This window comes from Streptomyces sp. ID05-39B, from assembly GCF_033794725.1.
GTDB lineage: Bacteria > Actinomycetota > Actinomycetes > Streptomycetales > Streptomycetaceae > Streptomyces > Streptomyces bobili.
The window spans coordinates 1-24,913 of sequence record NZ_JARGEF010000110.1; the positions used below are offsets into that span (position 1 = coordinate 1).

Consider the following 24,913-nt stretch of genomic DNA (forward strand, 5'->3'; position numbering starts at 1 on the left):
CCTGACTCCCCCGCCCGCCCTGGCTGCGGCTCCGGCTACGCCAAGCCGTCCAGCGGCCGCAGGAACCGGCGCTCGTACCGCTTGATGCAGCGGGTGCTGCGAGCCAGCTCGAAGGCGGCCTGGCACTCCGGGTCCTCCATGCTGTCCGCGCGGTACCGCTCGTACGCGGCGAGGCTGGGGAAGGAGAAGAGGGCGTAGGCGATGTCGCTGTCGCCCTCGCTCGGCAGGAAGTAGCCGTGGTGCGTCCCGCCGAAGCGGTTGACCAGCCCGACCCACCGGCGGCCGTACTCCTCGAAGTCCTCGAGCTTGTCGGCGTCGATCTCGTACTTCAGATGAATCGTGATCATGGCTCCATCATGCCGCGTCACACGCCGGAGCCCGAGGGCGGCGATCAGGAGGGCTCCGGGGCCGGGCATTCCATGGACGGTGGGCAAAACCATGCGCGGGCCGTGTCGAGCAGTGCGCGTTCGTCCTCGGTTCCGTCGCCCTGTGCGCCGTAGACGATGAGGGCGTAGTTCTCGCCGTCGGCGGCCTCGAAGCGGTGGTCGATGACGTGGTACGCGGAGCCGGCAGTGGGTTCGCCGCTGAGTTCGTCCGCCGTGTACTCGTGCTCGGCCGCCTCGTTCCCGGACGGGTCCGGCACGTGCTCCAGGCGGATCTCCTGGTAGCCGTCCAGTTTGCTCGCCGTCTTCTGGGCCTCCACCACCGAGGAGTGCGCGGAGTCCTCCATGAGCTGGAAGACCTGGACCCGGCGGATGCCGTCGGGAGCGCGGTACTCCACGATGTCGATGCCGTACTGCGAAGGGCTGCTCTCGCGGGACCAGCCCTCGGGCAGGGCGATGCGGAAGCCCTCCGGGTCGGCCGGGTCCAGGAAGCCCGAGGGCGGCGAGGCCGGTGTCGTCACGGTCGGAGTGGCCGTCGTCTCCTCCCCCGGGACTCCGTCGTCGGTCACGCCCGGTTCGACGGTCCCTTCCTCGGCGGGCGGACGGTAGGGCTTCGGTTCGTCCTTCCAGGCCAGGGCCCAGGTGCCGAAGGCCACCGCGCAGACGGCGAGGACGACCGCCGTGCGCTGGAGGACGTTCCGCTGGCGCGGCAGGTCGAGGTACTGCTCGGTGTGGAAGAGGCGTTCACGCCGTGACCCGGCCCACTCCTGCCGTTCGGTGTCGAACACTCTCATCGCTGCCTCCTCCGTGCCCCCGTGGCGTGTCCGTCATCGGGTGTGATCCACTCATCAGCCGAGCAGTTGGGCGACACCCTGGACGACGGCGGTGGCCGAGGCGACCGCGCCGACGGCGGCGCCCTGGGAACCCAGCCAACTCCGTACTCCGCCCAGCAGTTGGGCGAGCCGGCCGCTGCCCGCGGTACCCGCCGCCACGATCTCGGCCTCCGCCTCGGCGAGTTCGCCGTCGAGCACCGCGTCCACCTCGCTGCGGTCCGCGACCGCCGGCAGCGCTCCGCGCAAGTCGCGGATGGCGGCGAGGAGTTCGGCGTGACGCGGGTCCGGTCCCGCGCCTGTGGTGTTGTACGACGTCGCCGTACCGTGGCTGCCGGTGGCGATCGACCCTCCGGTCATCGAGCCGATGCTCACACCGCCTCCGCTGCTCGACGGCTGCTCCGGACCGCTGTCTGGACTGCTCGGCATCTGGGAGTCCCCTCTCTCAGGGCGTACGGTTTCGGGTGTTCAGGGCGTGTGGTCGGCGCGGGTCGCCGACGGGGACGGCGGGCCGTCGTGGTGGGCGGCGCGGCCGTGGCTGCCCGTGGCCACCGCGCCGCCGGACATGTCCTTGATGAAGACGCTGCCGCCACTGAGCTGGTAGACGTGCTGCTCGAACTCCTCGGTGCGGTAGCCGTGCGCCTTGAGGGCCTCCCGGACTCCGTTGACGATGCGTTCCTGGATCGTCTTCACGTAGCGGGTGCTGTCCATCCGCTGGAAGGCCGACAGGCGGTTGGTGCTCACCGTTTCGCGCAGCGAGACTCTCGGCACGTCCGGGAGCCCCTGTGTGTCCTTCCAGCCGGCCACAAGCGTGTTGCGCAGGGTGGCGAGTCCACCGACACCGGTGTCGACCGCGACCACGGGCGCCTGCCGCAGGGCGCGCAGTGCCGCTCGGACCCAGGTCTCGGGGAGCCGGTCCACGAAGGTGTCGACGGCGCGGAACTCCCTGCGGACGGGGCTGAGGACGAAGGGCAGCACTTCGAGCATGAGCATGCGGCCCTGGGTGTGCACGCGGACGAGGACGGTGACGACGACCTGCTCGTGCCAGGCGCCGACGCGGACGCGCAGGAACACCCGTCGGCCCTCGCCGCCCTCGTCGACGGCTTCGCGGAGGTGGGCGGCGACCTGGGCGGGGTCGTAGACGGGCCGGCCGCGCCGTTGGCCCGCTCCATGAGGCGGAGCGGCCGGGTCGGGGACTCCGCCGACCTCGAGTTCCTCGTCGCGTGCCACGCCTCCCGGCAGATAGACGAACCGCTCGACCTCCAGTTCGCGGAGGCGGTCCCGGCCGCTCAGGGCGGCGGACTCGCGCAGCCGGGTCAGCTGCGGTTCGATCATGGAAAGCGCGGAGTCGGCGGTGAGGGGGCCGCTGATCGGGTGGGACGGTGCTCCGCCGTCGGCGCTGTTGTTCCGGTCGGGCGGGGCAGCGCCGTCGGTGCTGCCGGTCTGGCGGGGCAGCGCGCCATCGTCCTTCGTTCCGGGGCCGGCCGCCGCGCTGTCTGCCTCGCCGGCCTGCCGGGTGCGCTTGCGCAGTTCCATCGCGAACGACCAGGGAGTCCCCTGCTCCCCGAGGCCCACGAAGGGGCTGTCGTCGCCGTAGAGCGTGAGCGCTGCCTCCTGCTCGCGCCGGATGTCGTCGCGCACGCTCTCGTACAGGTGTCCCGCGGGCAGTTCGGGCTGGACGGCGGTGGGAAAGGTCCAGCGGGCGAGTCGGCGGCACAGGTTCTTGCGCTGCCAGGTCTGGTACCACCAGGCGATGATCGCCATCGTGAGGGGGAAGAGCAGGGGGTACGGCGTCTGGACGCCGCCGCCGAGTACGCCGAAGACGTAGTGGTACCAGTAGAAGAGGGCGAATGCGGCGGCCCCCAGGGAGAGCAGGGAACCGGCGCCGTCGGCGGCCTTGGCCACGGGGTCGGGTAACCCCGCGGACCGGGCGGCGCTGCCGCCTCCGCGGGCCGTGTGCGCGAACCACAGCGCCAGGCAGACCATCGCGTACAACACGGACCAGGGCAGGGGCATCCCGTCGGTGAGCCGGTCGTCGCCCTCGAAGAACGCGACGACGACATCGCTGAAACGGACGTCGGCGCCGTCGCCCCAGCGGTCGGAGAGGCTGTCCCAGAACATGATCACGTCGGAGAGGAAGAAGCCCACCCAGGCCCCGAGCATCAGCAGTGCGGCGCGCGCCTCCTGCCGGGTCACCCGCAGGGCGTGCGCGAGGACGGGCAGGACGTCGATCCCGTTGGGCGGGGCGACCGGCCGCTCGCGGTGGTCGAGCAGTTCCTCGATGACACGACGTCGGAATCCCGCGTCCTGATAGACACCGGCACACAGCAGGCGCGTGGCCTCCGTGCGGCTGTACCGGTGTTCCGGAAGGCTCACCCCAGACACCTGGTTCCCCCTGATGGTCGGTCAATTCCCCTGCGGCATCGTGCGGTTGGGCGGACGAGGCGGGAACATCGGCGACACCGCCGTGCGGCCGAACCCCACGGACGACCCCGCACGGGGTGACGAGCATGACGGCCGGTCAGTCCCGTGTCGAGGGATGCGGCGGCAAAAGTACTGCCGTTGAGATGCCGCTGGGACAGGTTGTGCCCACAGTTGCTGCGATGGAGTGAAAGACCGTGAATCCACTGGACGCGGGCGCTCGGGAGTCGCTAAGTCAGCCGCCGACGGTTCTCTTCCCCCAGCCGGGAGCTACGGCCCCAGCCGCTGTGCCGGTGTTGTGTACGGCCGTGAGTGCCGGGCCCGGCCGGCGTGCCGCCGTGGGTGACGGGCCCGGCCGGCGCTCGCCCCGGGTCTCGGCGACCAGCGTCGCGACGCCCGCGAGCAGCCCCTCGCGCTCGACGACCCCGCGCAGCCGGTGCGCCGCGCTGCCCCGCGCCAGGGCTTCGTCCATGAGGACCCGCACGACGTCCCAGTCACCGGCCGCCTCCAGGGCGGGACGCAGCCGCCGGAGCATGTCACGCAGGACGGCGGCCGCGGGCTCGGCGAGCCGGGTATCCGGGTGGACGAGCTCGCCCTCCAGGCCCGCGCGGGCCGCCCGCCAGTCCGCGGCCCGCAGCCACTCGTGCCGCCCGTCGCAGAGGACGCCCCGGCCGGCGGGCTCCTCCAGCCGGGCACGCGCGTCCTCGACCAGGGCGCGGAACAGGCCCGCGACGAGCACGACCGTCTCGGCACGCGGGCAGGCGTCACAGATGCGCAGTTCCAGCGTCCGCTGGTGATCGCAGGGCCGTACGTCGTAATAGACCATCCCCGGATCGCTGATCACCCCCGAGCGGACCAGCCCGGTGACGGTGGCGTCGTACGCGTCGGCTCCCGTGAAGCAGCCGGCCGGTCCCGAGGTGGGCCACCGCTGCCACAGCATGGCGCGCCAGCTGGCGTATCCGGTGTCCGTGCCCAGCCAGAACGGTGAGCTGGCGGACAGGGCGAGCAGCGGGGGCAGCCAGGGCGAGAGCGCGCACATGATCCGTACGGCCGTGTCGCGATCCGGCACGTCGACATGGACCTGGGCGCTGCACACGAGGTGTTCGTCGGAGACCTGCCGGTATGCGTCGGCCATGTGCCGGTAGCGGGGGTCGGGGGTGGAATCGCCCGGGGTCACTCGCGCGAGAGGCACGGTCCCGGCCGCCACGACGGCCAGTCCGAGGCCGGAGGCTGCCGCGTCGAGCCGGAGCCGTGCCTTGACCAGGTCGGCGTGCAGGGAGTCCAGGGAGGCGTGCACCGCGCTGTTCCACTCGACGGCGGACCGCTGCAGCTCGGCGGTGAAATCGGACCTGAGGCGCAGGCGGCCGAGGACCTCGCCGGCGCGTGGCACCAGCAGCCCGCTCTCGATGTCCAGCACATGGAATTCTTCCTCTACCCCTATCCGAACGGCCACGGCTCTCCCTCATCCGCACCGGACGATCGCCCGCCCGGCCGGAGACCCCGCGGCGACCACTGCCCACGCCGAGTTCCCGTCATATGCGCACATAAGCCTCGATCATGCGCTTATGTGGTGCAGGTGTCACATATGAGCGTCGGTTCGGTGAAATTGCCTGGTGCCGCCCGCCGGCCGTCGGCCGCCACCCGCTCCGGGACGGACCCACGCCGGCGCAGGAGTAGCGTGAGAGACAGGCCACGCCACGCCGGCCACCGGCCGGTGCCAGGCAGTGGACGCACTGGAGGTTGTTCCTTCGGACCTTGGACTCCGTCGACCCCGGTGGCACGACAGATGCCGAACCACGGGGCCCGGGGTTTCGCGAGGGAACACACGATGAATGCCGACGACGCGTACGACGGCAGCCACATCACCCAGTGGCTGCTGCAGACCGACTCGCTCGAGGACTTCCTCCAGACGCTGGCCGACGCAGCCCTGGAGCTGTCACGCGCCGAGGGCGCCGGAGTCACCCTGCAGCGCGACGGCCGGCCCGTCACCGTGGTCAGCGCGGGCCCCGTGGCTCCCAAACTGGACGAGAAGCAGTACGGGCAGGACGACGGCCCCTGCCTCCAGGCCCTGCGCACCGACGCGGAGGTCTCCGTCCCCGACATGCTCGACGAGCGCCGCTGGGGCGACTACCCCGCCTACGCCGTGTCCTGCGGAATCCACTCCTCCTTCTCCCTGCCGATCGCCGCCCACACCCACACCGCCGGCGCCCTCAACCTCTACGCCGGTCCCCCCGACGCCTTCCAGCGGACCGACCTCGCCGCCCTGCGGTCCCTGGCCGCCCAGGCCACCGGCGGCATCGCGCTGGCCCAACGCATCAGTGACACCCAGGAGTTCGCGGAGCAGCTCCAGACCGCCATGCAGTCCCGCAGCGTCATCGACCAAGCCCTCGGCGTGGTCATGGGCCAACGCCGGTGCAGCGCCCACGAGGCGTTCGACATCCTGCGCTCGGCCTCCCAGCACCGCAACATCAGACTCCGCGACCTCTGCACCGAACTCGTCACCAATCTGACGGGCCGCCCCCCGGCCACCCCTGAACTGCGGCCCAGGCCCTGACAGCACGCCGACGCGGTGGCTCATGGCACGATCGCGGTGCCGGCGCCGCCCACCCGCACGCCATGAACGCCCACGCTTCAGTACGCGTACTCAGGCCGAACGTGTCGCTCGGCTCAGTCGCGGCCGGTCTTCCCAGAATCCATGATCAAGAGAGGCACCGGGGCCAAGGTCACCGGCCGCCCGGATCCGGCGGCCTCCTGGACCGGATCGACTCCCTGCTCGTCGCCCTGACCGTGCTGCTGATCCTGAGCTGAGCACCGGACGCGCCATCGGGCGCCCGCCAGTGGCTCCTCGCGAGCAACGGCGAAACAGCGCGTGAACAGGTCGGACGTGGAGCCGTGAACAGCCGGCCGGGCATCTTCCGGCCGTCTTCCCCGCACGGCACAATCGCCGCATGGCGATCACCGAGAGCGCGCGGCCCACGCACCACCACCCGGTCGCCCTCGCACGAGGTCTTCTGACCGGTGGGGTGAGCGGAGCGTCGTTGGCCGCTCTCGTCGTCGGCGCCGTCATCGAGCGCGTCCCGCTGTTCGTCGGCGGACTGGTCCTGCCCGCGGTCCACGGCCTGCTCCTCTACCTGGCCGGCGCCCCTCGGCGCGCCAGGGAAGCGGCCGTCGCACCGGTCACGGCGCTCGCGATGATCGAGGATCTCAGAGCGATCGGGGGCGAAACGGGCGACATACCGGTCCGGTTCGAGCTGACGGTCGCCCCGCACGACGCGTCGGCGTACCGGGTCGACATCGTGCAGCACATCAATCTCGTCGACCTCCCCGACTACCGGCCGCGTGGCATCGTCGTGGTCCGGTACCCGCCGGACCGGCCGTGGAAGGTCGAGATCGTTGAACGGCCGACAGCGGAGTGGCGGAGCCGGGCGGCCGGCGCCCGCCTCGACTCCGCGCCCGGACCCGCCATGGTGAGCGAGCCCCCCGAGGGCTGCGCGTTCGGGTTCGTCGGTCTCCTCGGCCTGCTGCTCGGCGCCGCCGCCGTGATCCTGTTGTTCCGCGGCGACCTGTCCGGCGAGGAGGGCGCCGCGAAGCCGCCCTCTTCCGACAGGCCCTCGGTGACCCGGACGTCCTCCACGACCGTCACCTCGTCGGCGACCGGCACGGTCACCGTCGACGCCGGCCGGTCCATGCTCGACAAGGGGGAACTGCGCCGTGCCATCGACTCCCTCACCCAGGACGACGTGAAGCGCACGGCACTCACCGTCGTCGTGCAGGAGCGGCTCCTGTCGGTGGTGTTCACTCCCACCGGCGCCGGGGCGGCCCCGAACTTCGCCCCGCGTTCCCTGCCGTACGAGCGTTTCCCCGCCCTGGTGGAGGAGGCCTTCGGCCTCGGCGTCGGCTCACCGCAGTCCTGGCAGCTCACCGCCGACCGTCTCACCGGCGCCCTCACCATCAGGGTCAGCGTGACCGGCCCGGACGGCACCGCCTCGTTGGAGACCGACGCCCAGGGCAGGGTGATTCGGCGTATGCCCGCATCCTGACCGCAGGGCCGGCGAGCCCCGGCACCGGGCTCACGGCTCCTCTAGCCGATCGGCACGGCTCTTCCCGTCACGCGTGTGCGGGCGTTCCGGGGGTCCACGTCGATCAGCAGGTCACTGGGGCGGCCCATGTCCTCTCCCTGGCGGATGCTGATCCTGGTCGGGGCGGTGACGAGGCCGAGTGTGCGGAGGTATCCGCCGAACGCCGCGGCGGCAGCCCCGGTGGCGGGATCCTCGACGACGCCACCGACCGGGAACGGGTCCCGGGCGTGGAAGCGTTCCGGCGACTCCCGCCACACCAGGTGGACGGTCGTCCAGTCGTGACGGCGCATCACCTCGGCAAGGCCGTCGAAGTCGTAGTCCAGTGAGGCCAGTCGCGCCCGGGTGGCGGCGGCCAGGACCAGGTGGTCGTTGCCGCCGAACGCGACGTGCGGGGGCAGCGTCGGGTCCAGGTCGCCGGCTTCCCAGCCCAGGGCCTTGAGTGCCGCGTCCAGTTCGGTGCTCTCGGCGGGTCGGGAGCGGGTGGCGACGCTGGTGAGCGTGGCCAGCACGGCGCCGTCCTGCGATGCCGTGGCCACCAAGATCTCGCCCGCCGGGGTGTTCAAAACGATCTCACCGGGGCCCGTCCGCTCGGCGAGGGCGACGGCCAGGGCGATGGTCGCGTGCCCGCAGAAGGTCACCTCGGCGAGCGGGCTGAAGTAGCGGACGCCGAACCGCCGGTTCGTCTCGTCTCGGCTGGTGACGAAGGCCGTCTCGGAGTAGCCCACCCGGGCGGCGATCGCGAGCATCGTCGCGTCGTCGAGTGCGCGGGCGTCGAGCACGACACCGGCGGGATTGCCTCCGGTGGGATCGTGGGTGAAGGCCGTGTAGCGCAGGATCTCGACGGGCGGCTGTGGGTCGTTGACGGGGCTCGTCCCGTCGGCGGTGGTACTCATGTCCGCCACCCTGCCATCGGCAGACGATCGAGTCCAACGATCGGTTTCTATTCTGTCCATCGGGATACGGCATACCCTGGGCGCGTGGACACCCGCCTGCTGCACACCTTCAGGACACTCGCCCGCACGGGCAGCTTCACGGCCGCCGCCGCCGAGCTGCATCTGGCCCAGTCCACGGTCACCGTGCACATCCGCGCCCTGGAGCGGGAACTCGACGCCCGGTTGTTCGACCGCCTGCCCACGGGCGCGCTGCTCACCGATACCGGTCGACGGCTGCTGGAGAGAGCCGAGGACGTACTGGACGCGGTGGCGCGGCTGCGGGCGGACGGCGACGGCACCGGGGCCATAGGGGGACGAGTCGTCGTGGGTACCCCCGAGTCGCTGTGCACCACCCGGCTGCCGGGGGTGGTCGCCGCCCTGCGCACGAACCACCCCGAGGTGGACGTCCAGCTGTACGCCGGCGGCACGGCGCAGTGCGTCGAGGGACTGCGGTCCGGGCGCCTGGACGTGGCCCTGCTGCTGGAGGAGGAAACCGATTTCCCCGATGTGACGAGCGAAGCCGTCGCCCGCGAGCCCCTCGCCCTCGTCTGCTCCCCCGGCCACCCCCTCGCCGCGCGGGCCGACGCGCCGGCCTGGGCAGACCTCGCCGCCGAGAGCGTCTTCCTGCTGGAGCAGGGCTGTTCCTACAGCGACGCACTGGAACGGCGGCTGCTCGCCGTACCCGGGGCCCGCCCACGCCTGACCCGGTTCGGGAGCGTGGACGCGGCGCGTTCTTGTGTGACCGCCGGACTGGGTGTGACCCTGCTGCCCCTGACGACCGTGCGGGACCACCTCGGCGAGGGCCGGCTGGTGCGGCTCGACGGGCCGCGGTTCGCCGATGTTCCGGTACGGCTGGCCCGGCACCGCCGACGGTGGACGTCACCGGCCACCCAGACGTTCGTCCGGGAACTGGTACGGCAGTTGCCCGGTTTTCCGGCGACGCCGGACGACCAGCCGCTCGCCCCGCCCGAACGCCTCGCAAGCCTCACCGAGCGCGAGCGTGAAGTCATGACGCTGGCCGCGCACGGAAAATCCGACACCGAGATCGCCGGCGCACTGTGCGTCAGCCCGCTGACCGTCCGCGGCCACATCCGGCACGCCATGACCAAGCTCGACGCCCGCGACCGCACCCAGCTCGTCGTCATCGCCTACCAGTATGGCCTCGTCGCACCGCGCCCGGCTCCGGGCTCCTGACGCCAGGCGCAAGCGTGGCCGGGACCGCAACGCAGAGGGCTCTACTCGCCCTCGGTGGCCTTGTCCGCCAGGGCTGCGCAGGCCAGTTGGAGCGCGTCCGCCCCGGCCGGCGCGGTGAGCCCTCCCATGGCTGTCCGGGTGGCGCGCGGCCAGAGCAGCTGGCTCCCGGTCAGGGTCGCGGCCACCCAGACGCTCAAGCAGAACGGGCAGGCCGGTGCGCGGCGAGTACCCCAGGTAGTCACCCGCGGAAAACCCTGGCCCGTCACCACGGGGGTGGAAGTGACGGGCCAGGACCTGGGACCAAGGTGCCATACGACTCCGGCCGACGCATCCCTGGTGGGGCCGGAATCGCCTCGTGCGCCGTGTTCACCGCAGCGGCGGCGGGCTCTGACGCGGTGCGGGTCCGGGAGCGGTTCCCTGCGTCGCGCGACGCCCGGACGCGCCCCGGACACGGGGTGACCGTGTCCGGGGCCGCCCTGCCGCGGCGGCCGCTTCCTTACACCGCGGCACGGCCCTCCCTGCCGGATGCGGCAAAGGCGGGCAGGGGTTGCGTGATCAGAGTCGCTCAGGTGACAGCAGCCGTGAAGGGATACCGGACGTACGTCAGAGTCCCGTAAGGAACCCGCCCCGCGTGCCGTGATCGGCTACGGCGAGTGGGTACCGCTGGGCCCCGAGGGGCGGTGCCGGCACCGCCCCGTCTCCGGGTTCCAGGCGTGATCACGCTTCGGTGTCATGCCGGCCCGGGTACCCGTAAGGCGCCCCCCTCCCATCGGTCGCCGAACCCACCCGGCGTCCCAGCCGGAGACGGCTCACGCCAGGCGGTCGGGAGTCCTACGGAATACCACCGCGGCCGTGACGCCGCCTATCAGGCCGAAGAGATGCCCCTGCCAGCTGACTCCGGTCGCCGTCGGCAGGACTCCCCACAGGATCGACCCGTAGACGGCACCGACGAGGAGGCCCACGAGCACGTCCCCGATACGGCGGTCGACGAAGCCGCGCAGGACCAGATAGCCGAAGAGGCCGAAGACGACGCCGGATGCGCCCGCGGTCGTGGAGTTCGCCGGTGCCGTGAGCCAGACGCCGAGGCCACTCACCAGGGTGATCACGGCCGCGACCGAGAGGAAGCGGCGGATGCCGGACAGCGCGGCCAGGAAACCCATGACCAGCAGCGGCAGGCTGTTCGCCGCGAGATGGTCGAAGCCGAAGTGCAGGAAGGCGGCGGGCACGACGTCGCGCAGCTCCCCGAACTCCCGTGGCGAGATGCCGTAGGTGTCCAGGGCGTGGCCGCTGATCGCGTCGATGATCTCCAGCACCCACAGCAGGGCGACCCACCCGGCGACGAGCACGGCCGCGTCGCGGGCACGCTCCCGCCGCGGTTCGGGTGCGGCGCGCGTCACGCCGTACGGTCCGTTTTGCGGTCCGGCACCGAAGTCCGATCCGTACACCACAGCAACCCCCTCCGATGCCCTCGCGTCCCGGCCACGACGCACCACTCACCCGCCGCCAGGCCAGGACACGTTCCTCGCCTCTCTACTGCTCCAACGCAGGGAGGGCTCGTCGTGGTTCCAGCCTCGTGCGCCTTGTTCACATCCGCTCCGCCCCGCACCGCCTCCGTCCCGGCGCCCGCCGCGCGGCCGCTGGTAAAATGGGGACACGCTTCGACACCGCCGGGGTCCGTACCAACGGGTACGGACCCCGGCGCGTTCCGGGCGTTCACACCGAGGAAGGTTTCCCATGAACGCGAAGTCGCCGGCCCCCGGACTCCCGCATGCCGGAAGGCGCCGGTCGGCGACGGCGCCGCAGGGTGACCTCGCCACACCCCAGCCCGTCGCCCCCGGTCTGCCGCCGGCCGCGTCGTTCGACGCGCTCGGTCTGCCGCCGGAGCTGCTGGAGGCGATGACCGGCCTCGGGGTGACGGAGCCCTTCCCGATCCAGGCCGCGACCCTGCCCAACGCTTTGGCCGGCCGCGATGTCCTCGGCCGGGCGCGTACCGGCTCCGGCAAGACGCTCGCCTTCGGCCTGGCTCTCCTCGTCCGTGCGGCAGGCCGGCGGGCGGAGTCGAAGCGCCCGCGGGCTCTGATCCTGGTGCCGACCAGGGAACTCGCCCAGCAGGTGGGCGAGGCGCTGGAGCCGTACGCGCGGACGCTGGGGGTGCGGCTGGCGACGGTGGTCGGCGGCCTGTCGATCAACAAGCAGACGGCGCTGCTGCGGGACGGCGTCGAGGTCGTCATCGCGACGCCGGGACGGCTCACCGACCTGCTGTCGCGCCGGGACTGTCATCTGAACCACGTGCGGATCACGGTCCTGGACGAGGCGGACCAGATGTGCGACCTGGGATTCCTGCCCCAGGTCTCGGCCGTCCTCGACCAGATCCCTGCCGACGGACAGCGGCTGCTGTTCTCCGCCACGCTCGACCGCAATGTCGACCAGCTGGTGCGGGACCACCTGCACGACCCGGTTCTCGCGTCGGTCGACCAGCTGGCCGGCTCGGTCGCCACGATGGAACACCATGTCCTGAACATCCATTCCGCCGACAAGTACGCGACCGCGACGGAGATCGCCGCGCGGGACGGCCGGGTGCTGATGTTCCTGGACACCAAGGCCGCCGTCGATCAGTTCACCCGCCACCTGCGGGCCAGTGGGGTGCGGGCCTCTGCGCTGCACAGCGGCAAGTCACAGCCGCAGCGCACGCACACGCTGGCCCAGTTCAAGAACGGCGAGGTCACCGTGCTGGTGGCCACCAATGTCGCCGCGCGCGGCATCCACATCGAGGCCCTCGACCTCGTCGTCAACGTCGACCCGCCGGCCGACGCCAAGGACTACCTGCACCGTGGCGGGCGTACGGCGCGCGCCGGGGAGTCCGGCAGCGTGGTCACGCTGGTCACGCCCAACGAGCGGCGCGACGTGAACCGGATGATGTCCGAGGCCGGGATCCGGCCGACGGTCACGCAGGTCCGCTCCGGTGAGGCGGCGCTGACCGCCATCACCGGAGCGAAGCGCCCGCCGGCCGGGACGAAGGGCACCGGCGGCAACGCCCCGTTCCGTGGCATGGGCACCCGGCCGGCCGGCGCCGCCAAGGAGTCCCGCAGGACCGCCGACGCCCGCAAGGCCGCGGAGGCCCGTGCGGCGGCCCGGGTGCGCAAGGGCCGCTGACGAGGCACGAGGACACGGGGGACGAGGACACGGGGGACGAGGCACGGGCGGTGCGCCGCTCAGGGGCTTTCGCGGGTCAGGCCGAGGTCTTCCGCCGTTCCGCCTGGGTGCGCAGTTCCTCGTTGATGCGCCTTGCCTCTTCCAGCTGGTCCTCGAGGATGATGATCCGGCAGGCGGCCTCGATGGGGGTGCCGTCGTCGACGAGTTCCCGGGCGCGGGCGGCGATGCGCAGCTGGTAGCGGGAGTAGCGGCGGTGGCCGCCCTCGGAGCGCAGGGGCTCGATCAGGCGATTCTCCCCCAGGGCCCGAAGGAACGCGGGGGTGGTGCCGAGCATGTCGGCGGCCCGGCCGATGGTGTAGGCGGGATAGTCGTCGTCATCGAGCGGGTCGGGGGTACGGGGACCAGCAGGGGGCACAGACCTCTTCTTTCCAAGGACGCGTCGGGGGGCCCGGACGCTGACGCCCGGGCCCCGAGGTTTCAACACCATCTACCGGCTGACCTGCGCCGGCCTCTTTGTTCCGCCTGCCCGCCCGCGAGGGCGGGACTGCGGGGATCGCAAATGCGTGACCGTGGACCACCTTCCGATCTGGGGCCTGCGGCACCCGGGCGGTGATTCGTCCTCACCCGGGCGATCCTGATGGCGTCTGCTCCTCACCTCATTCGGTTGCGCGGTTTCGGTACTTACGACTTCTGAGCGGCAGCTCGTCCTGCCGCCTGGTTCGGCTTCCTGAGTACAGAAACAACGCTAGCTCCCGCACATCTCAATGTCTACCGCCGCCATGACAGATTTTCTTCGACCGGGGGTCGGGGAGGCCCGCCGCGCCTCCCCCGGCGCCGTCACGGCCGGTCGCCGGAACGTCGGATCGCCGGGCACGGTAGGTTCCGGCGTGTCGAACGTACGGAGGTGCCATGGGCGAGCATGAGGAGATCTCGACCGCCAAGGAGGCGGCCGACCATGAACTGGTCCTGGCTTTCGGGCGGCTGCAAGGGGCCGCGAACCGGCTGGAGTACATCCTGGGCCGGAAGATCGAGCAGGAGAGCGGGATCAGCCACCTCATGTACGAGGTGCTGCTGATCCTGGCGCGGGCGGGTCGTCCGGGCCTGTCGATGCGCACGATCAGTCAGGAGCAGGTCCTCACCACGGGCGGTGCGACCCGTCTCGTGGACCGGATGGAGGCTGCCGCCCTGGTCGAGCGCGTCACGGACCCGGCGGACCGGCGGGGCCGACTGGTCCGGCTGACCCCGCTGGGCGAGGGCTCCGCCGTACGCATCTCCCGGCTCCACGTCGAGAACGTCAAGCGGTACCTCCTGGAGCCGCTGCCCGCCGCCCACCGGGAGCGTTTCGCGGAGGACCTGCGCATCCTCAGCCACGCGGCCCGCGACTCGCTGCCGCTGCTGCCCTGAGCGACGCGGCCCGCCGGCCGCGGACATCGGAGAACACCAGCACCGCCACGCGTTGAATTATCTGACGAGTCAGATACTGTTGCCTCATGTGGACCGGAACCGGGCGGACTCCGCAGGCTGTCGAGCCGTCGCCGAAACGCCTCGGAAGCCTGAAGCCCGAGCGCCTGAGTCCGAGTCGTCCGTACGCGGTTCCTGGTCTCACGCCCCGGCAGCCGCCGACCCGGCCCACTGCCACGCTCCCCCTTCGCCTCGTCTCCGAGGAGCCCCATGAGCACCCTGTCGTTCCAGGTCTTGGACCTCGACTTCCCCGCCGGCAGCAAGAACAAGACCGCCACCCTCGTCACCGGCGAGAGCGAGGCCCTGCTCGTCGACGCCGGCTTCACCCGGGCCGACGGCCACCGGCTCGCCGCCGCGGTACTCGACTCCGGCAAGTCGCTGACCACCGTCTTCATCAGCCATGGCGACCCCGACTTCTACTTCGGCGCCGAGGTCCTCGCCGACACGTTCCCCGACGCCACCTTCGTCGCCACCCCGATCGTCATCGAGCACATCCAGCACTCCTACGAGGGCAAGCTCAAGGCCTGGGAGGCGCTCGGCCCTAACCTGCCCACCCGTCTCGTGGACCTCGTACCGGTCACCGACGACCTCACCGTCGAGGGCAACCGCTTCGAGCTGAACGGCGGCCCCGCCCAACTGCCCGACCGCCACTACCTGTGGCAGGCCGAGCACCGCGCCCTCCTCGGCGGCGTCCTGCTGTTCCAGCAGGAGCACGTCTGGGTCGCCGACACGCCCACCCCCGAGGACCGCTCCGCCTGGGTCAAGCTCCTCGACGAGATGGCGGCCCTCGACCCGCAGCTGGTCGTCCCCGGCCACCGCCTGCCCGACACCGCGGCCGACGCGTCCGCCATCACCGCCACCCGCGACTACCTCCTCGCCTTCGAGGAGGAACTCGGCGAGGCCGCCGACGGGGAAGCGCTCACCGACGCGCTCGTCAAGCGCTTCCCGGACCACGGCATGCTGATCGCCGCCCAGCTCGGCGCCAAGGTCGCCAAGGGCGAGATGAAGTGGGGCTGACCATGACCACGGCCTCACCGCGCACCGACCTCGCGGCCTCCACCACCCCCGCCGACGTCGTACGCCGCCAGTACCTGGCCTCTGCCGCCGGCGACCTGGAGGCCCTGCGCGCCACGCTCGCCCCCGATGTGGAGTGGACGGAGATGGCAGGCTTCCCCCTCGCCGGCACCTACCGCACCCCCGACGGCGTCACCTCGAACGTCATGGAGAAACTCGGCCAGGACTGGGACGGGTGGACCGCCCACGACGACACCTATGTGGTCGACGGTGAGAACGTCGTCGTCCTCGCCCGCTACACGGCCACCAACAAGGCCACCGGCAAGGACATCGCCGTACGGGTGGCGCACCACTTCGTCGTCCGGGGTGGCAGGATCGTCCGCTTCGAGCAGTTCGTGGACACCGCGCTCGTGCGCGACGCGATGACCCCCGACGCGTAACGGCGGCGGTGCACGGCCGACGGCAGCTGCGACGGCTCCCGACGGCGCGCCGCCCGGACACGGACCCCGGCCGGGGACGGGGACGGGCGGCGTCCGGGCGGGCGTAGCCGGGGGCCGTGCCGCACGCGCCGGCGTTCCCACCACGGGGGGCGGTACGTCGCACACCCGGGCCCCGGTCGCAAGGCGCGGGGACGCGCCAGGCTTCCTGGTCGAGATCCCGGCGGCGGAAAGAGCGCCTCCTCCGTGGCGGTTGGAGCTGGGGACAGCGGGGGTACCCGTCGGCATCGAAAGACCGACCGGAAGCTCCGGAGGTGAACGCAGTGACCACTACTCCCAGGTCGTCGATGGAGACCCATCCCGACATCGTCGCCATGCGTGCCCGACACGAGATGGCGGAACGAGCCACCAGTACCCCCATGGCGCAGGCCGTCGAGGCCCTCGCCTTCCTCACCGGTGTGTACCTCGCGGCTTCCCCGTGGATCGCGGGCTTCAGCGGCCTGTCCGCGCTGGCGGTCAACAACCTGATCGTCGGTATCGGCTATGCGCTGCTGATGAGCGGCGGCTTCGGCCGCGCCTACGAACGCACGCACAGCATGGCGTGGGCCGCCTGTGCGCTGAGCCTGTGGACGATCATCGCCCCGTGGGCGGTGGCCGGGGACGTCAGTACCACCCGGACCGTCGTGAACAACGTCATCGTCGGAGTCATCGGCCTCCTGCTGGCGCTGGCCGCGAGCGCCGTCGCCCGGGAGAGACGGTCGCCCCGACGCGACCGTGACATGTAGGCCCGGTCGCGGTGCGAGGAACCGTCCGAGTGCCGCGCAGGAGCACAGCACCTCATGAGGGTGCCGCGGGACACCCGGCCGAGGGCGGGGACGATCGATGACCTCCCCGCCCACCGGCCGCGGCCCGCGTCCCGAGCGACGGAGGTCCCTGGTGGCAGGCCTCCTGATCGGCATGGCCGTCATGGCCGCTGCCGATGAGATCGTCTTCCACCAACTCCTGGGCTGGCACCACTTCTACGACCGGTCCACCACCGGTGTCGGTCTGCTCTCCGACGGCCTGCTGCACTCCGCTGAACTCCTCGCTCTCGTCGCCGGCTCCTTCCTCTGCGCCGACCTGTTGCGCCATGGCGTCCTGGCCGCCGCGCATCTACGGGCGGGCGTCCTCCTCGGCCTGGGTCTCTTCCAGGTCTTCGACGGCATCGTGGACCACAAAGTGCTGCGGGTGCACCAGATCCGGTACGGGGTGGACGTCACCCCCTACGACTGGGCATGGAACCTCAGCGGCCTGGTCCTCCTGCTCGTCGGGGGCACCCTGACCGTGCGCGCGGCCCGCCGCGACAGAACAGGACCGAGGAGGTGAGGCACGTCCACGTTCACCCCGGAGCCGCCGTCGCCGAGTGGGGCGCGGTCGCCGAACTCTGCTCGGATGCCGCCGCTGTGGCGGCAGCCGCGGTGTACCTCCTCAGCGCCCGGCGACTGCGCCGCCGCGGGGACGCCTGGCCGTGGGCGCGCGATGTGGCCTTCGCCTCCGGCTGCGGCGCCATGGGCTGGGCCATGTCGGCGGAGACGCCGGGCGGGCCGTTCACCGGACACATGGCGCACCACCTGATCGTCGCCATGGTCGCCCCGCTGCTGCTGGTTCTCGCCAGACCCCTCACCCTGGCCCTGCGGCTCCTGCCTCCAGGCAGGGTGCGGCGTGGCCTGCTGCGGGCAGCCCACGCAAGAGCCGTCGCCGTACTCCTCTCCCCGCCCGTGGCGGCGCTGGTGGACGTCGGCGGGCTGTGGCTGCTGTGCCGGACCGGACTCCTCGCCGCCACGCACCAGCACCCCGTGCTGGGCGTCGTCACGCACGTGCACGTTCTCGCCGCCGGGCTGATCTTCACCTTCTCGGTCTGCCAACTCGATCCGGTCCGCCGCCGCTGGAGCCTCGCGGCGCGTGGCACCGCCGTGCTGGCCGTCGGCGCCGCCCACTCCGTGCTCGCCAAGGGGCTGTACGGGGCACCACCGCCCGGCACGTCCTTCGCCCACCACGACCTGCACACCGGGGCCCGGTTGATGTACTACGGCGGTGACCTCGTCGAGGTAGCACTGGCCGCCGCGCTCGCCGTCCAGTGGTACGGCGCCAGGGGACGTGCCCACGCCCGTCGCTCCGGCCGGGAACGGGGCGAGGACCTCGCGTCGGTCCCGGCCGCGAGGTCAAAGGCGTGATGTCCCACCCGCCCGCGCCCGGTATACCCAGCGTCCGTGACGTCCCGGGGCGCCGCCCGCGGCGGTCTAGCGGGCGACCACGGCGGCCGCGGCGCTCAGTCCGGCGGCGCAGGCCAGGACCGCGGAGGCGACCGAGGCGTGGCGTCTGAGCAGGTCCCGCCGTAGGACGGCGTACCGGCGCTCGTACTCCTGCCGGAGCTGGGCTGCTCGGCGGAGCGTCTCCTGGAACATCAGGCGGGTCAGCTGGTTGCGCTGCCGGATGTAGTGGTGGGCGACGTCCTCGGCCTGGGCGGTGGTGAGCCAGGGCAGACGGGCGCAGAGGTCCTCGGCTTCGCGCTGGGCCTGTTCGCGGTGGACGCGGGCCAGAAGGTAGCCCTCGGCTTCGGCGGCCAGGACGCTGTCCCGCCCGTCGGGTGCGGGGTGCCACCCATGCTTCACCGCGGTTCCCCCTTGTGGTCTTCGGCGTCGATGGCGTCTCGCCGGCCGGCGTTCACCTGCTGTTCGACATGGGCGAGTTCGGGGTGGTACAGATCGAAGGCGGGAGACTCGGACCGAATGCGCGGCAGGGTGACGAAGTTGTGGCGCGGCGGGGGGCAGGAGGTGGCCCATTCCAGGGAGCGGCCGTAGCCCCAGGGGTCGTCGACCTCGACCCGTTGCCCCTTCTGCGCGGTCTGCCAGACGTTGTAGAGGAAGGGGAGGGTGGACAGGCCCAGAAGGAAGGCTCCGATGGAGGAGATGGTGTTGAGGGCGGTGAAGCCGTCGGCGGCGAGGTAGTCGGCGTAGCGGCGGGGCATGCCTTCGGCGCCGAGCCAGTGCTGGATCAGGAACGTGGTGTGGAAGCCGACGAACAGGGTCCAGAAGTGGATCTTCTCCAGGCGGTGATCCAGCATCGTGCCGGTCATCTTCGGCCACCAGAAGCTGAATCCGCCGAACATCGCGAAGACGATCGTGCCGAACAGGACGTAGTGGAAATGGGCGACGACGAAGTAGCTGTCCGTGACGTGGAAGTCCATGGGCGGCGAGGCGAGGAGGACTCCGGTCAGTCCCCCGAAGAGGAACGTGACGAGGAAGCCGGCCGCCCACAGCATGGGTGGCTCGAAGGAGATCGAGCCCTTCCACATCGTGCCGATCCAGTTGAAGAACTTCACCCCGGTAGGCACGGCGATCAGGAAGCTCATGAAGGAGAAGAAGGGCAGCAGCACCGCCCCGGTGGCGAACATGTGGTGAGCCCATACGGTCGCGGACAGACCGGTGATGGCGAGGGTGGCACCGACCAGACCCATGTAGCCGAAGATCGGTTTACGGGAGAACACCGGGATGATCTCGGTGATCACGCCGAAGAACGGCAGGGCCAGGATGTACACCTCGGGATGGCCGAAGAACCAGAACAGGTGCTGCCACAGGATGGCCCCGCCGTTCTCCGGGTCGAAGATGTGCGCGCCGAACTTGCGGTCCGCCTCCAGGGCGAAGAGGGCGGCTGCCAGGACGGGGAAGGCGAGCAGGACCAGCACCGAGGTGAGCAGCACGTTCCAGGTGAAGATCGGCATCCGGAACATCGTCATGCCCGGTGCGCGCATGCAGATGATGGTGGTGATGAAGTGACCGCGCCGAGGATCGTCCCGAACCCGCCCAGTGCGAGCCCCATGACCCACAGGTCACCGCCCAGCTGGGTGGTGCGCTCGCCTCCGCTGAGCGGCGTGTAGGCGGTCCAGCCGAAGTCCGCGGCGCCCTCCGGGACCATCAGGCTGCTGATCACGATCAGGCCTCCGAAGAGGAACAGCCAGTAGGAGAGCATGTTCAGCCGGGGGAAGGCGACATCCGGGGAACCGATCTGCAACGGCATGACCGCGTTGGCGAACCCGGCGAAGGTCGGTGTGGCGAACAGCAGCAGCATGACCGTGCCGTGCAGGGTGAACGCCTGGTTGTACTGCTCGTTCGACAGCAGCTGCAGTCCTGGCCTGGCCAGCTCCGCCCTGATCGCCAGAGCCAGTGCTCCACCGATCAGGAAGAAGCCGAACGACGTGATCAGGTAGAGGTGACCGATCTTCTTGTGATCGGTCGTGGTCAGCCAGGTGACGATCACTTCACCTTGGCCGCGGCGCTCGGCCGCGGGCACGGGAGCGACGGGCTCGGTATGGGTCGCCATCAGATTCCTCGGTCGGCATTGGGTGGTCCCGGTCGACGGAGACGCGTTGAGGGTTACGTCCTGGTCCTGGTCCTGGTCCTGGTCGAGCGGGAGTTCGGGTGGGAGTGTGCGCGGGTCGGGTGAGGCCGTGTCTATCCAGCCCAGCGGAATCCACTCCCGCTGTTTCGGCACCACGCCCGGCCGCGTCCCCTTCTCAGCCGAACGATGGACACAATCCCCCGAACGCGGCGTCAGGCTGTCCGGCCCGGCTCCCGGCGACCGTACAGGCGCAGGAGCCTGTCTCCCAGACATTCCGAGGGCTCCGTGGCTCGGCAGGCCACGGGGTCCAGGCGGTTGACGTGGCCCGCATGCCCGAAATGCCCGGCCATGCCGGTGGCGAGCCGTCCCCGCCGACCCGAAGTGGGACAGGTCCTCGTCCTCACCCTGGGTCACCCCGGGCTTCCGCCAGACGGGACGACCCCGAAGGACGGCCGGTTCAGGCGTCTTCGACGGTCACGGTGACGGGCGTGCCGGTCTCCACGGTCCGGCTGACCGTGCAGAGCCTGTCGTGGGAGACCTTGACCGCTCGGGGCAGGATCGACCGGGCGCGGGCGCCGGCTTCGTCGTCGGGGAAGGCGACGGAGAAGGTGACCGCGAGGTCGGTCAGCCGGTTGCCGTGTTCGTCGCCGATCTTGTTGCCGGTCACGGTGACGGTGAATTCGGTGGGCTCACTGTGGCGGGCGGTGGCGACGTCGACGTCCACGGCCGAGCAGCCCCCGAGGGCGGCGAGCAGCAGCTCGACCGGAGTGAAGTCGTTTTCGCCCCCGTCCGCGGAACCGGTGCTGAAACTGATCGTGCCGCCGCGCGCATTGGTGGCCGTGAAGTGTCCGGTGGCGGTCCGCTCGACGGTGACGGAGCGCAGGGTGTTTTCGGTCATGCGACGGACAGTAGTGGGCGTGCACGCGTCTTCGCCGGGTAGCTCTACCGGCCGACGGCGGGCGTCACCCTCGTACGCCTCAGGTTCCCGTGCCGCCGTAGGGAGCACGGCTCGGGCGGCTCAGTACCGCTGGGCCTTGGCGATCTCCGGCGTCAGTTGCGGCTCGGAGGGCTTTCGGCTGATGGCCAGGGGCTGGACCCGCTCACCCGGGGCGAGGTCCTCCGCGCCGACGTAACGGGTTTCGACGACTTTGCCGTCGGGGTCGCGGAAGTCGACCTGGACGGCGTAGGAAGCGGTGTCGTCGGAACGGTTGGTGATGTGCACGACGACGGCGAGCAGACCGCCGGTCTCCGCTCGCGGTTTGCCGGTGAGGGAGACGTCGGCGGTGGCGTTGCCCCGGCCGTCGACGTCCTTCAGCTCCTTCTCGGCGGCGGCGTTGGCGCGGGCGACGTCCGCCGACACCGAGGCCTCGAACTCCGAGGCACGGGCCGAGGCGGAGGACGCGGCGGCGGAGAGCGACGCCTTCGCCGACTCCGCGAGCGATTCCAGGGCGGACGGCGCCGCTCCGGTGAAGGAGGCGGTGTCCGGTGCCGAGGGCCGCACGTTCGCGGACGGACTCGCGTCGCCGTCGTCGTCCGAGCCGCATGCGGTGAGCGCCGTCATGCCGAGGACGGGGACGAGCGCCAACGCCGCGGTCGCCATGGCGGTACGCCGCCGGTCCGCCGGATGCCTTCGTCGCGACGTCGTCCTGGTCCGGTGCGTGTCCATCGGTGCGGTCCTCCCGCGTCTCGCAGCACATGGCCTCACGGGTGCGGCCGACCGGTTGCCGCTACCCGGCCGCCGGCGGCAGCCGCGGTACTCGCGGCGCTCGACGCCCGCCTCATGAGGTGGGGCCAGGGGCCCCCTACCGATGATCTGGGTGATACGGCGGCACAGCCACTCGGGAGGTCCCGACGGGCGGCTCGATCCTCCAGACTTCCACCAGCTCCTCCCGGCCACCGAATCGGCGTGGACGGCCTGGTGCTCGTTCACGGTCCGGCTCGGCTGAGCGACCCGGGAGGGACGTGGGCCCGCAGGCCGGTGCCCCGGTGCGCTCACGCGCGCCGGGGCACCGGTGTCGGGGAAGGGCGGTACGGTCCGCGGGCGGGGTCAGCCGATGACGCGGCCCAGTTCGATGCGGTCGATGTTGGGTGCCCACGCGCTCGCGTTGTGGAACATCACCTTGTTGGGGCCCTCCTTCAGGTCGACGGGGACACTCAGCGTCCAGTAGTCGTCCCAGCTCCAGGTGTTCTTGAAGGTGACCTCGCGTGGCGCGGCCGAGCCCACCGTGATGTCCGCCGTACGGGACATGATGTCCGTGTTGTACGAGTGGCCGTTGTCGCGCCGCTCGTTGTGGGCGTAGTGGACGACCAGGAGGTAGCGGCCGGCCCTGGGTGCGTCGACCGTGAACTCGGCCGTGCTGGTGGGGCTGTTGCCGAGCCAGCCGATGAAGGAGCCGGCGGAGGCGTGGGCGGAGTCGACGAGTCGGGCGCCGCCCGCGAGGGTGGCCGAGGCGCCCTCGTAGGAGAGAGTGCCGACGGTCGATCCGGAACCCGAGACGTCCAGGGAGCGGACGCCGGCGTGTCCGGCCGTCATGGCCAGGCGGTTGTTGCCCGCCACGAGGTACAGCCTCAGCGCCCTGCCGGGTGCCGCGGTCATCTTCTCGCCGTGCAGCTCCAGCCGCACCGCCGCCGAGGCACGCGGGACAACCGTGTAGTAACCGTCACCCGGTGCGTAGACGTCGAAGACCGCCTTGTCGCCGGAGCGCAGGACGAGCGTGCCGGTACCGGTCCCGGCCGACGAGGCGTAGTCGTACGACGGCTTTCCGCTGATGTCGGCGAGCGTGGCCTCGTACGACGCGGAGGGCGCGCCGGCTCGGGCGGTCAGGTCGATGCGGTCGAGGGTGACCTCGGCGTCGCCCTTGGCCAGGGTCAGGACGTGGGTGCCCGCCGGGAGCTGGACGGTGACATCCTTCTTGGCGCGGTACGTCCAGTTCTCGGTGGAGGGATAGGTGACCGTGACCGGGTCGCCTCCGTCGACCGACAGTTTCTGGGTGGCGGGGGTCCCGGCCTGGTTGCCGTACAGGATCGCGAGGTCGTACGTCCCGGCGGCGGGGACCGTCACCGTGAAGTCGAGCTTGCTGGAGGCCTGGTTGAGGGAGCCGACGTCCTTGGTGCCGGAGGCCGCGTAGCCGTTGGCGTTGCCGACCGTTCCCTGGGTGTAGACCTGGCCGCCGGTGATGGCGGCGTCCTCGGCCTCGTAGGAGGCGGACCAGGGCACGGTGGCGGCGGACGGGGTGCCGGCGCCGCCCGGGGTGAGGACGACGCGGTACGCGGACATCTTCCGCATGCCGCGCAGCGGGACGGTCACCGAACCGTCGGCCGCCACCTCGACCTTGGTGCGCGCGAGGACGCGCGGCGTCGCGTGCTGTCCCTCGTAGCCGGACCAGGCGGACTCGGCGACGGTCGCGGTGACCGTACGGCCGAACACGGACCGGGAGACGTTGCGCACGACGACGTCGGAGTCACCGGCCGCGCCGCCGACCAGGACCTGCGCCTGACGGCGTGCGGTGTCCACGGAGGCGAGACCCTGGAGGGTGTCGATCGTGTCGGCCTGCGGCGGGGTCACCTTGACCGTGTCGCCGGTCATCCCGGCGTACCAACGGAAGAACCACCAGCCGCCGTTGGGGATGTTGCTGCGTACGACGTTGCCGTCGAGGTTTCCGGCGGCGTCCCAGTAGGCCTGGTTGGCGTACACCTTGTTGCGCTCGAACATCGAGACCCACTGCACGAGTTGGCCCGGTACGGAGAGGTCGCGGCGGTTGGCGTACTCGTCGATGTTGATCTTCAGCGGGGAGATGCCGAGGGTCTTCTCGATCGAGCGGTAGGTGTCGTAGTTCCCCTGGAAGTTGCGAAGGGAGCTGGAGTCCAGTTCGTGCCAGGTCATGATCTGGGGAAGGACGTTCTCGCGCTTGGCGAAGGTGAGGAAGTCCGTCAACAGGCGCGTGTGGTAACCGGATTCGTTGGGGCCTGCGATCCTGGCGTCCGGATCGATCGCGCGGATGCGCTGGTACACCGTCTTCCAGTCCTTGAGGAACCGGTCCCGGTTGGCCGCGTACTGCGCCGGGTCGGAGGTGCCGAGGTTGTACCAGATCTGGTCGGGCTCGTTGAAGGGGATGTAGACGAACCGGTCGCTGTTCGGATCGGCCGCCACCTCCCTGACGATCTTGTCGACCTTCGGGAGGTAGTCGTCGATGCCCAGATCCTCGTACGGCCACTTCGCGTAGATGTCCTGCATCATCACGTTGATCTCGCCGCCGCCGTTGCGGAAGAACGACTTGGAGACGGTGAGCGCGTCACCGTTGGGGTGCTGGGCGCCGCCCTCCGGCTTCTGCGAGATGCTGGTGATCTTCAGGGGTGCCAGAGCGGCGTCACTGGGTACGCCGTCGTCGCTGAGCCCGTACAGCGTGCCGTTGGCGCCGTGCATCACCGGGCCTTCGGACGCGGCGAGGTCGACGGTGACGCGCTGCGGGACGGCGGTACCTCCAGTTCGAGCGAAGCCGACAGTGGGGGAAGCGGCCGCGGGTCCCGCCGCGGGGAGGGTGCCTGCCATGACGGCTGCTCCAAGTACCGCGGTGACAAAGGCGGTTCGGGGGTGGCGTGATCGCCTGCGGCTTGCTCGCGCAGGGGTGGGGG

The 24,913-nt window shown here is 71.1% G+C and carries 22 protein-coding genes and 3 pseudogenes; 11 read left to right on the forward strand and 14 right to left on the reverse strand.

Going from position 1 to position 24,913, the window contains the following annotated elements:
- Positions 1-35: 35 nt before the first annotated feature.
- The 5 genes from P1P75_RS22870 to P1P75_RS22890 form a co-directional block, all read right to left on the reverse strand.
- The gene (locus P1P75_RS22870; protein WP_319258261.1) at positions 36-347 is read right to left on the reverse strand and encodes an NIPSNAP family protein; all 312 of its coding nucleotides are present in this window, start codon (positions 345-347) and stop codon (positions 36-38) included.
- Positions 348-391: 44 nt separating this feature from the next.
- The gene (locus P1P75_RS22875) at positions 392-1,177 is read right to left on the reverse strand and encodes a hypothetical protein (protein ID WP_319258264.1); all 786 of its coding nucleotides are present in this window, start codon (positions 1,175-1,177) and stop codon (positions 392-394) included.
- 54 nt (positions 1,178-1,231) lie between these two features.
- Positions 1,232-1,642 carry a hypothetical protein gene (locus P1P75_RS22880; protein ID WP_319258266.1) on the reverse strand — a complete coding sequence of 137 codons (411 nt, stop codon included), beginning with the start codon at positions 1,640-1,642 and terminating at the stop codon, positions 1,232-1,234.
- A gap of 39 nt (positions 1,643-1,681) precedes the next feature.
- On the reverse strand, positions 1,682-3,589 hold the full coding sequence (locus P1P75_RS22885) for a hypothetical protein (RefSeq protein ID WP_319258268.1): 1,908 nt from the start codon (positions 3,587-3,589) through the stop codon (positions 1,682-1,684).
- 280 nt (positions 3,590-3,869) lie between these two features.
- On the reverse strand, positions 3,870-5,087 hold the full coding sequence (locus P1P75_RS22890; protein WP_319258270.1) for a glutamate--cysteine ligase: 1,218 nt from the start codon (positions 5,085-5,087) through the stop codon (positions 3,870-3,872).
- 375 nt (positions 5,088-5,462) lie between these two features.
- On the opposite strand from P1P75_RS22890, the gene P1P75_RS22895 reads away from it, so the two are divergent.
- Both P1P75_RS22895 and P1P75_RS22900 read left to right on the forward strand, forming a co-directional pair.
- A complete protein-coding gene (locus P1P75_RS22895; protein WP_319258273.1) occupies positions 5,463-6,188 on the forward strand; it encodes a GAF and ANTAR domain-containing protein in 726 nt (241 codons plus the stop codon).
- 394 nt (positions 6,189-6,582) lie between these two features.
- Entirely contained in the window at positions 6,583-7,674 is a 1,092-nt protein-coding gene (locus P1P75_RS22900; protein WP_319258276.1) for a hypothetical protein, read from the forward strand.
- A gap of 41 nt (positions 7,675-7,715) precedes the next feature.
- On the opposite strand, the gene P1P75_RS22905 is transcribed toward P1P75_RS22900, so the two are convergent.
- Positions 7,716-8,606 (reverse strand): PhzF family phenazine biosynthesis isomerase, encoded by an 891-nt coding sequence (locus P1P75_RS22905; protein ID WP_319258279.1) that lies wholly within the window; start codon positions 8,604-8,606, stop codon positions 7,716-7,718.
- 84 nt (positions 8,607-8,690) lie between these two features.
- On the opposite strand from P1P75_RS22905, the pseudogene P1P75_RS22910 reads away from it, so the two are divergent.
- Positions 8,691-9,569, forward strand: a pseudogene (locus P1P75_RS22910) (LysR family transcriptional regulator); the annotation flags it as partial.
- A 69-nt stretch (positions 9,570-9,638) separates the two neighbouring features.
- Positions 9,639-9,839, forward strand: a pseudogene (locus tag P1P75_RS22915) (response regulator transcription factor); the annotation flags it as partial.
- A 41-nt stretch (positions 9,840-9,880) separates the two neighbouring features.
- Here the strand turns inward: P1P75_RS22915 and P1P75_RS22920 are convergent.
- Positions 9,881-10,291: a DUF1360 domain-containing protein gene (locus P1P75_RS22920; RefSeq protein WP_319258281.1), complete on the reverse strand. Its 411-nt coding sequence runs from the start codon at positions 10,289-10,291 to the stop codon at positions 9,881-9,883.
- A gap of 357 nt (positions 10,292-10,648) precedes the next feature.
- Positions 10,649-11,236, reverse strand: coding sequence for a rhomboid family intramembrane serine protease (locus tag P1P75_RS22925; RefSeq protein WP_319258283.1), 588 nt, complete (start codon positions 11,234-11,236; stop codon positions 10,649-10,651).
- A 337-nt stretch (positions 11,237-11,573) separates the two neighbouring features.
- On the opposite strand from P1P75_RS22925, the gene P1P75_RS22930 reads away from it, so the two are divergent.
- On the forward strand, positions 11,574-12,992 hold the full coding sequence (locus P1P75_RS22930; RefSeq protein WP_319258285.1) for a DEAD/DEAH box helicase: 1,419 nt from the start codon (positions 11,574-11,576) through the stop codon (positions 12,990-12,992).
- A 76-nt stretch (positions 12,993-13,068) separates the two neighbouring features.
- Here the strand turns inward: P1P75_RS22930 and P1P75_RS22935 are convergent, their stop codons facing one another.
- Entirely contained in the window at positions 13,069-13,407 is a 339-nt protein-coding gene (locus P1P75_RS22935) for a MerR family transcriptional regulator (protein ID WP_086768727.1), read from the reverse strand.
- A 494-nt stretch (positions 13,408-13,901) separates the two neighbouring features.
- On the opposite strand from P1P75_RS22935, the gene P1P75_RS22940 reads away from it, so the two are divergent.
- From P1P75_RS22940 to P1P75_RS22965, 6 genes are all read left to right on the forward strand, one after another.
- Positions 13,902-14,396, forward strand: coding sequence for a MarR family transcriptional regulator (locus P1P75_RS22940; protein WP_319258289.1), 495 nt, complete (start codon positions 13,902-13,904; stop codon positions 14,394-14,396).
- Between the two features lie 267 nt (positions 14,397-14,663).
- Positions 14,664-15,470, forward strand: a complete 807-nt coding sequence (locus tag P1P75_RS22945) for an MBL fold metallo-hydrolase (protein ID WP_319258291.1) — start codon at positions 14,664-14,666, stop codon at positions 15,468-15,470.
- A 2-nt stretch (positions 15,471-15,472) separates the two neighbouring features.
- The gene (locus P1P75_RS22950; protein ID WP_319258293.1) at positions 15,473-15,907 is read left to right on the forward strand and encodes a nuclear transport factor 2 family protein; all 435 of its coding nucleotides are present in this window, start codon (positions 15,473-15,475) and stop codon (positions 15,905-15,907) included.
- 344 nt (positions 15,908-16,251) lie between these two features.
- On the forward strand, positions 16,252-16,689 hold the full coding sequence (locus tag P1P75_RS22955) for an SPW repeat protein (RefSeq protein WP_319258310.1): 438 nt from the start codon (positions 16,252-16,254) through the stop codon (positions 16,687-16,689).
- A 97-nt stretch (positions 16,690-16,786) separates the two neighbouring features.
- A complete protein-coding gene (locus P1P75_RS22960) occupies positions 16,787-17,269 on the forward strand; it encodes a DUF2243 domain-containing protein (RefSeq protein ID WP_319258295.1) in 483 nt (160 codons plus the stop codon).
- Positions 17,266-18,117 (forward strand): cytochrome c oxidase assembly protein, encoded by an 852-nt coding sequence (locus P1P75_RS22965; protein WP_319258298.1) that lies wholly within the window; start codon positions 17,266-17,268, stop codon positions 18,115-18,117. Before P1P75_RS22960 ends, P1P75_RS22965 begins: the two co-directional genes overlap by 4 nt.
- Before the next feature lie 66 nt (positions 18,118-18,183).
- Here P1P75_RS22965 and P1P75_RS22970 read toward each other — a convergent pair whose 3' ends face one another.
- The 5 genes and pseudogenes from P1P75_RS22970 to P1P75_RS22990 all read right to left on the reverse strand — a co-directional run bounded on the left by P1P75_RS22970 (position 18,184) and on the right by P1P75_RS22990 (position 24,830).
- On the reverse strand, positions 18,184-18,555 hold the full coding sequence (locus P1P75_RS22970; protein WP_319258301.1) for a hypothetical protein: 372 nt from the start codon (positions 18,553-18,555) through the stop codon (positions 18,184-18,186).
- Positions 18,552-20,263 (reverse strand): annotated as a pseudogene (gene ctaD, locus P1P75_RS22975) (cytochrome c oxidase subunit I). Before ctaD ends, P1P75_RS22970 begins: the two are co-directional and overlap by 4 nt.
- A gap of 475 nt (positions 20,264-20,738) precedes the next feature.
- The gene (locus P1P75_RS22980; RefSeq protein WP_319258303.1) at positions 20,739-21,179 is read right to left on the reverse strand and encodes an OsmC family protein; all 441 of its coding nucleotides are present in this window, start codon (positions 21,177-21,179) and stop codon (positions 20,739-20,741) included.
- A 120-nt stretch (positions 21,180-21,299) separates the two neighbouring features.
- Complete coding sequence (locus P1P75_RS22985; protein WP_319258312.1) at positions 21,300-21,881, reverse strand: hypothetical protein; 582 nt, start codon at positions 21,879-21,881, stop codon at positions 21,300-21,302.
- 447 nt (positions 21,882-22,328) lie between these two features.
- Complete coding sequence (locus tag P1P75_RS22990) at positions 22,329-24,830, reverse strand: CBM35 domain-containing protein (protein WP_319258305.1); 2,502 nt, start codon at positions 24,828-24,830, stop codon at positions 22,329-22,331.
- Positions 24,831-24,913 lie beyond the last annotated feature (83 nt).

Bases quoted from the DNA above. Each gene is read 5' to 3' on its own strand.
- P1P75_RS22980 (WP_319258303.1), bottom strand. From the start codon at position 21,179: ATGACCGAAAACACCCTGCGCTCCGTCACCGTCGAGCGGACCGCCACC.
- P1P75_RS22930 (WP_319258285.1), top strand. From the start codon at position 11,574: ATGAACGCGAAGTCGCCGGCCCCCGGACTCCCGCATGCCGGAAGGCGC.
- P1P75_RS22870 (WP_319258261.1), bottom strand. From the start codon at position 347: ATGATCACGATTCATCTGAAGTACGAGATCGACGCCGACAAGCTCGAG.
- P1P75_RS22950 (WP_319258293.1), top strand. From the start codon at position 15,473: ATGACCACGGCCTCACCGCGCACCGACCTCGCGGCCTCCACCACCCCC.
- P1P75_RS22905 (WP_319258279.1), bottom strand. From the start codon at position 8,606: ATGAGTACCACCGCCGACGGGACGAGCCCCGTCAACGACCCACAGCCG.
- P1P75_RS22875 (WP_319258264.1), bottom strand. From the start codon at position 1,177: ATGAGAGTGTTCGACACCGAACGGCAGGAGTGGGCCGGGTCACGGCGT.
- P1P75_RS22990 (WP_319258305.1), bottom strand. From the start codon at position 24,830: ATGGCAGGCACCCTCCCCGCGGCGGGACCCGCGGCCGCTTCCCCCACT.
- P1P75_RS22955 (WP_319258310.1), top strand. From the start codon at position 16,252: ATGGAGACCCATCCCGACATCGTCGCCATGCGTGCCCGACACGAGATG.
- P1P75_RS22895 (WP_319258273.1), top strand. From the start codon at position 5,463: ATGAATGCCGACGACGCGTACGACGGCAGCCACATCACCCAGTGGCTG.
- P1P75_RS22880 (WP_319258266.1), bottom strand. From the start codon at position 1,642: ATGCCGAGCAGTCCAGACAGCGGTCCGGAGCAGCCGTCGAGCAGCGGA.
- P1P75_RS22945 (WP_319258291.1), top strand. From the start codon at position 14,664: ATGAGCACCCTGTCGTTCCAGGTCTTGGACCTCGACTTCCCCGCCGGC.
- P1P75_RS22960 (WP_319258295.1), top strand. From the start codon at position 16,787: ATGACCTCCCCGCCCACCGGCCGCGGCCCGCGTCCCGAGCGACGGAGG.
- P1P75_RS22900 (WP_319258276.1), top strand. From the start codon at position 6,583: ATGGCGATCACCGAGAGCGCGCGGCCCACGCACCACCACCCGGTCGCC.
- P1P75_RS22985 (WP_319258312.1), bottom strand. From the start codon at position 21,881: ATGGCGACCGCGGCGTTGGCGCTCGTCCCCGTCCTCGGCATGACGGCG.
- P1P75_RS22940 (WP_319258289.1), top strand. From the start codon at position 13,902: ATGGGCGAGCATGAGGAGATCTCGACCGCCAAGGAGGCGGCCGACCAT.